Origin of the sequence: Pedococcus bigeumensis (assembly GCF_006438965.1) — a bacterium.
Lineage (GTDB): Bacteria > Actinomycetota > Actinomycetes > Actinomycetales > Dermatophilaceae > Pedococcus > Pedococcus bigeumensis_A.
Genome location: NZ_RCZM01000013.1, coordinates 1 through 641, shown reverse-complemented (window position 1 = coordinate 641; position 641 = coordinate 1). Strand labels below are relative to the sequence as shown.

The 641-nt window shown below is 69.1% G+C and carries 1 protein-coding gene; it reads right to left on the bottom strand.

What is annotated here, in order from left to right; all coding sequences use genetic code 11:
- Positions 1-550, bottom strand: a 550-nt coding sequence (locus EAH86_RS20370; protein WP_206665913.1) for a hypothetical protein, incomplete at its 3' end; no start/stop codon positions are given.
- Positions 551-641: the final 91 nt, after the last annotated feature.

The window sequence follows — 641 nt, the reverse complement described above, 5'->3', positions numbered from 1 at the left end:
AGGCGCCGTTGGTCAAGGCAATCCGCCCGTTGGCGCCGACTTTAGCGATGACCAGGTTGGGGATGGTCTGACCAGCCGCGAAGTTCAGGTTCGACGCGGTGGGCATGGTCGACCCGTCGGGGTAGACGGTGAGGAACCCGGCACTCTTGGCGGCGGTGACGGTCACGTTGACCACAACCGCGGACACCCCTGACGCGGGGACACCGCCCCTGCCGGCGACCTGCAAATGCACGGTGCCGTGCGCGGCCACGGGGCCGGTGCCACCGAGATTGGTGCGAGTGTCCAGGACCCGCGCCGGGTTCAGAGGGGTATACGCGCCCGGGGCCGAGGGGGTGCCGGCCAAGTAGTAGCCGGCGATGTCGGCGATGACCTGAACGGTGCCGGAGGCGCCGTTGGTCAAGGCAATCCGCCCGTTGGCGCCGACTTTAGCGATGACCAGGTTGGGGATGGTCTGACCAGCCGCGAAGTTCAGGTTCGACGCGGTGGGCATGGTCGACCCGTCGGGGTAGACGGTGAGGAACCCGGCACTCTTGGCGGCGGTGACGGTCACGTTGACCACAACCGCGGACACCCCTGACGCGGGGACACCGCCCCTGCCGGCGACCTGCAAATGCACGGTGCCGTGCGCGGCCACGGGGCCG